The organism is Allobosea sp. CER48, from assembly GCF_044752385.1.
Lineage (GTDB): Bacteria > Pseudomonadota > Alphaproteobacteria > Rhizobiales > Beijerinckiaceae > Allobosea.
Genome location: NZ_JBIWYK010000274.1, coordinates 1 through 4,254 on the forward strand (window position 1 = coordinate 1; position 4,254 = coordinate 4,254).

At 66.3% G+C, this 4,254-nt stretch carries 5 protein-coding genes; 4 read left to right on the forward strand and 1 reads right to left on the reverse strand.

Going from position 1 to position 4,254, the window contains the following annotated elements:
* On the forward strand, positions 1-1,175 hold a 1,175-nt coding region (locus ACIPIA_RS11120; RefSeq protein ID WP_400509454.1), incomplete at its 5' end, for an OpgC family protein.
* Positions 1,176-1,237: 62 nt separating this feature from the next.
* A complete protein-coding gene (locus ACIPIA_RS11125; RefSeq protein ID WP_400509456.1) occupies positions 1,238-1,921 on the forward strand; it encodes an SGNH/GDSL hydrolase family protein in 684 nt (227 codons plus the stop codon).
* Between the two features lie 92 nt (positions 1,922-2,013).
* Here ACIPIA_RS11125 and ACIPIA_RS11130 read toward each other — a convergent pair whose 3' ends face one another.
* Positions 2,014-2,922: a hypothetical protein gene (locus ACIPIA_RS11130; RefSeq protein ID WP_400509457.1), complete on the reverse strand. Its 909-nt coding sequence runs from the start codon at positions 2,920-2,922 to the stop codon at positions 2,014-2,016.
* Between the two features lie 103 nt (positions 2,923-3,025).
* On the opposite strand from ACIPIA_RS11130, the gene ACIPIA_RS11135 reads away from it, so the two are divergent.
* Positions 3,026-3,595: a nitroreductase family protein gene (locus ACIPIA_RS11135; protein ID WP_400509459.1), complete on the forward strand. Its 570-nt coding sequence runs from the start codon at positions 3,026-3,028 to the stop codon at positions 3,593-3,595.
* 1 nt (position 3,596) lies between these two features.
* Positions 3,597-4,205 carry a flavin reductase family protein gene (locus tag ACIPIA_RS11140; protein WP_400509461.1) on the forward strand — a complete coding sequence of 203 codons (609 nt, stop codon included), beginning with the start codon at positions 3,597-3,599 and terminating at the stop codon, positions 4,203-4,205.
* The last annotated feature ends 49 nt before the right edge of the window (positions 4,206-4,254 follow it).

A 4,254-nucleotide genomic window follows, 5' to 3' on the forward strand; every position in this document is an offset into this window, starting at 1 on the left:
ATGGCGCGGCGCGCTCGGGTAGCGGACGGGACGCGCGGATCGATGTCGTGCGCGGGCTTGCGCTGCTTATCATCTTCATCAACCACATGCCGGGAAATGCGGTGTCGGCCTATATGCCGCACAATTACGGCTTCTCGGATGCAGCCGACATCTTCGTCCTTCTCGCCGGCGTTTCGGCGACCCTGGCCTATGGCGGGTTGATCGAGCAGCGGGGCCTGCCGGTTGCGGCGCTGAAGCTCGGCGGCCGGCTCTGGACGCTCTACATCGCCCATATCGCCGTGTTCATTCTCGTCTGCGGAGTCGTCGCGACCGCGGTTACCCAGACGCAGAATCCACTCTATATCGAGGCGATCAACATCCAGCCCTTCTTCCGGGATACGGTCGAGGCGCTGATCGGGGCCCTGACGCTGACCTATCAGCCGTCCTATCTCGACATCCTGCCGCTCTACATCGCGCTGCTCGCCCTGTTCCCGGCGATCTACTACGCCGTTCGGGTCAGCCCGTTGATCGCGCTCGCGGCCTCGCTGGCGATCTGGCAGGCGGCGCTCGCCTTCGAGCTCAATCTGCCTAACGGCAACGCCGGCGTTTGGTTCTTCAATCCGTTCGCCTGGCAAGTCGTCTTCACGCTCGGGATCATCATCGGCCGCGCGACACAGCTAGGCGTCGGTGCGCCGAGGCTGGTCTGGCTCGATGTGATGGCAATCGCATTCGTCGCCTTCGCCTGGGTCGTAAAAACCTCGGCCGGCAACCCGACCGGCATCGGCGCGCTGAATGACTGGTTCGATTCCGTCCAGCTCGGCTCGGACAAGACCAATCTGGCCTGGACGCGGCTGTTGCATATCGGAGCGCTTGCCTGGCTCGCGATCCGCTGGTTGCCGGCGGGCGCGGCGATGGGCAAGCCTGCCATCGGGCGGGCGCTGGCCGCTGCCGGGCAAAACTCGCTCCATGTGTTCTGCGTCGGAATCGTCCTGTCGATCATCGGACAGATCGTTCTGGCGGAAACATCCTTCGACCTGCGCGTTCAGTTGCTGATCTGCACCGCAGGCATTACTATTTTGACAGGGCTAGGGATTTTCCTGTCGTGGTATCGTTCGATCACGAAGCGCGGCGCAAGCGCCGAACCTCTCCCGGCCCGTGGCGCGCAGGCGCCGCGGCCCTCGTTCTCCTCGCGCTGAATTCAGCTTCCATTGCGGCGCCGATGCCGGCTCCCGCCGACGCTCGCTGCCGCGCGGACGCGATGAAGCCCGGCTTCCAGCCGAGCCTGCTCGCTGCCCGCAAGAGATTGCAGGAAACGGGCCGGCTGACCATCGTCGCGCTGGGGTCCTCGGCGACTGCCGGCTCCGGCGCCAGCGCCGAAGACAAGAGCTATCCCGCGGTCCTTCAGGCGGAATTGCGTGGGCGTCTTCCCGGTGCCGAGGTCACGGTGCTCAACAAGGGCGTAGGCGGTCAGTCGGCCTATGACATGCTGCTGCGGATGCAGGCCGACGTGATCGACGAGAAGCCGGCGATTGTGATCTGGCAGACCGTGATCAACGACGCCATCCGCGATATCGGCGAGGAGAAGCTCGCCAAGATCCTCAACAAGGGCATCGGCAAGGCGCGGGCGGCCGGGATCGACATGATCCTGATGGATCTGCCCTGGCTGCCGCGCGAGGGGCGCTATCCCCATTACGACGATTACCGGGCGGTGCTGAGGAAGACGGCACAGGAGCAGGGAATATCGCTCTTCCCCCGCTATGCGATGATGAAGGGCTGGTCCAATTCGCACCAGTTCACATCCGAGGAACTCGTGGGCATGGACGGGCTGCATCTGGTCGATGCCGGCTATCGCTGCCTGGCGCTGAGGCTGGCGGATGGGATCGTCGCCGGCATCGGCCCGGTCCGGATCGAGGCCGCCGGAGGCGCCAAGCCGATCAATTGAGCCGGGGGCCTGGCGTCCGGGTGACGCGTCGAGCCGAGCCGCCGGCAGTCAGGGCGCAGTCCGGAACCGCTCGGGCCGGCGCGCAGCGTGGGCTATTTGGCCAGGACCTCGATGTCGCGGTCGGCGCCCGACTCGACCTTGAAATCGCGCGAATAGACCTGTCCCTCCTGGCGGGCGATCAGCACATAGTCGCCTTCTGCCAGGATGACCTGCGGGAAGGCGCCGATGGCCTCGCGGATGACGTCGCCGCCCGGCGTCAGCACGCTGAAGGCCGTGCCGGCGAAGGCCTCGCCGCCTGCGCTGGCCACGAGCTTCAGGGTGACCTTGGCAGCGCGATGATGCAGGGTCGCCTCGGTGACCTTCCCCGTCTCGACCTTCACATCGGCGCGCTGGATGGCGTTGGAATCGCCGTAGGTGGAAACCACGTGGTAGGTGCCCTCGGGCAGACGGACGATCTCGCCGGCCTTGGCGCCGCTGGTGATCAACCGCCCTTCGGAGTTGCCCTGCAGCGGGACGAAGACCGAGAAGCTGAGTTGCCCGGCCGGAATCGGCGCATCGCCGATCGATCCTGCCAGGGAGAGCGCGCCGGCGCTGATCTGCACCTGGTCACGGAGCCCCTGCGCGCCGAGGCTGATGCGCTTCGTGCCGCTGGCGAACCCATAGGCCGCGTGGACAATGTAGTTCCCCGGCGGGAGGGGGAAGCTGGGCTCTGGATCGGAAGACCGCGCGATGATCCGAGGCGCCGAGCCGTCGGCGGCTTCGCTGAGGATGCGCCAGTTGAGCCCGGACCGGATCGGCTTGCGGTCGTTTGCGAACTGGGCCGAGACCGAGAGCCGCGCCTGCGCCGTCGAAGCGCTTGCAGCGGGGGCGGTCGGAGCGTCCGCGCCGGGGCCGGTATCGGGCATCGTGCTCTGGGCCGAGGCCGGCGAGAGCAGGACGGCCACGGCGAAGACGACGCCGGCAAGGCGGCGGCCAGCTTCAAAACCATCCAATTCAAGCATGCTTTCAGTCCTCGGCGCCCCTGCGGCCATGTATGAGCAGGCGCGCTTGTCCTCATCATGGCGAAGGAATAGGTCATTCCAGTCGCCATCGTCCGGATGTTTCATGACCGATACGCTCTCTCTGCTCAAGCTGCGTCGCTCCGTGCCGCCGCAGTTCCTCTCCGCTCCGGGGCCGCGCGGCTCCGAGCTCGACGAGTTGCTGACGATCGCGGCGCGCGTGCCCGATCACGGCAAGCTCGCGCCCTGGCGCTTCATCGTCTTCGCGGGAGCGGCGCGGGAGGAGGCGGCCGAAGTGGTCGCCCGTGTCTTCCGCGAGCGCAATCCGCAGGCCACCGATGACCAGGTCGAGTTCGAGCGCAAGCGCCTGCTACACGCCCCCGTCATCGTCGCGGTGGTCTCGCGGGCACGCCAGCACGTGAAGATCCCGCTCTGGGAACAGGAGCTTTCGGCTGGCGCCGTCTGCATGAACATGCTCGTGGCGGCCTACGCGATGGGCTATGCCGGTTCCTGGCTGACGAACTGGTTCTCCTTCGACCGGGAGGTGCTGGCCGCGTTCGGGCTTGCGGAGGACGAGCGGATGGCGGGTTTCATCCATATCGGCACCCCCACGGCGCCGATCACCGACCGAGACCGGCCGGTGATGTCCGACATCGTCAGTTATTTCGGAACCTGAAGTGACCTATTACTCCGCGACGAAGGACGATCTCGGCCTTGCCCACGATCCGTTCAAGGCCATCGTGGCGCCGCGCCCGATCGGCTGGATCACCGCATTGAGCGCGAAGGGCGAGGTCAATCTCTCGCCCTACAGCTTTTTCAATGCGATCTCGTCGCGGCCGAACATCGTGATGTTCTCGTCCGAGAACAGGAAGGACGCGGTCGCCTTCATCGAAGAGACCGGCGAGTTCACCTGCTCGCTGGTGACCAGGGCGCTGGCACAGCCGATGAACCTGACCTCGGCGCCGCTACCGCGCGGCGAGAGCGAGTATGTCCATGCAGGGCTGGAGATGGCATCGTCGCGGTTCGTCAGGCCGCCGCGCGTCGCCGGCACGCCGGCCGCGCTCGAATGCAAGCTGCTGTCGATCCAGCAACTCAAGGATCTCGATGGCAATGACGTGCCGCGCTGGATGGTGCTGGGCCAGGTCGTCGGCACCTTCGTCGACGACGCCTTCATCAAGGACGGGCGCTTCGACACGGCTGGAGCCAACCCGATCGCGCGCTGCGGCTATGCCGACTATGCCGAGGTGACCGGCCTGTTCTCGATCATCCGGCCGCCTGGCGGCTAGGGGCGTTTTTTCTTGCCCGGGCCTGATCCGGGGACCCCGGCAGACGATG

Excerpts from the sequence above, each read along its gene's own strand:
- ACIPIA_RS11125 (WP_400509456.1), top strand. The coding sequence starts at position 1,238 with ATGAAGCCCGGCTTCCAGCCGAGCCTGCTCGCTGCCCGCAAGAGATTG.
- ACIPIA_RS11130 (WP_400509457.1), bottom strand. The coding sequence starts at position 2,922 with ATGCTTGAATTGGATGGTTTTGAAGCTGGCCGCCGCCTTGCCGGCGTC.
- ACIPIA_RS11135 (WP_400509459.1), top strand. The coding sequence starts at position 3,026 with ATGACCGATACGCTCTCTCTGCTCAAGCTGCGTCGCTCCGTGCCGCCG.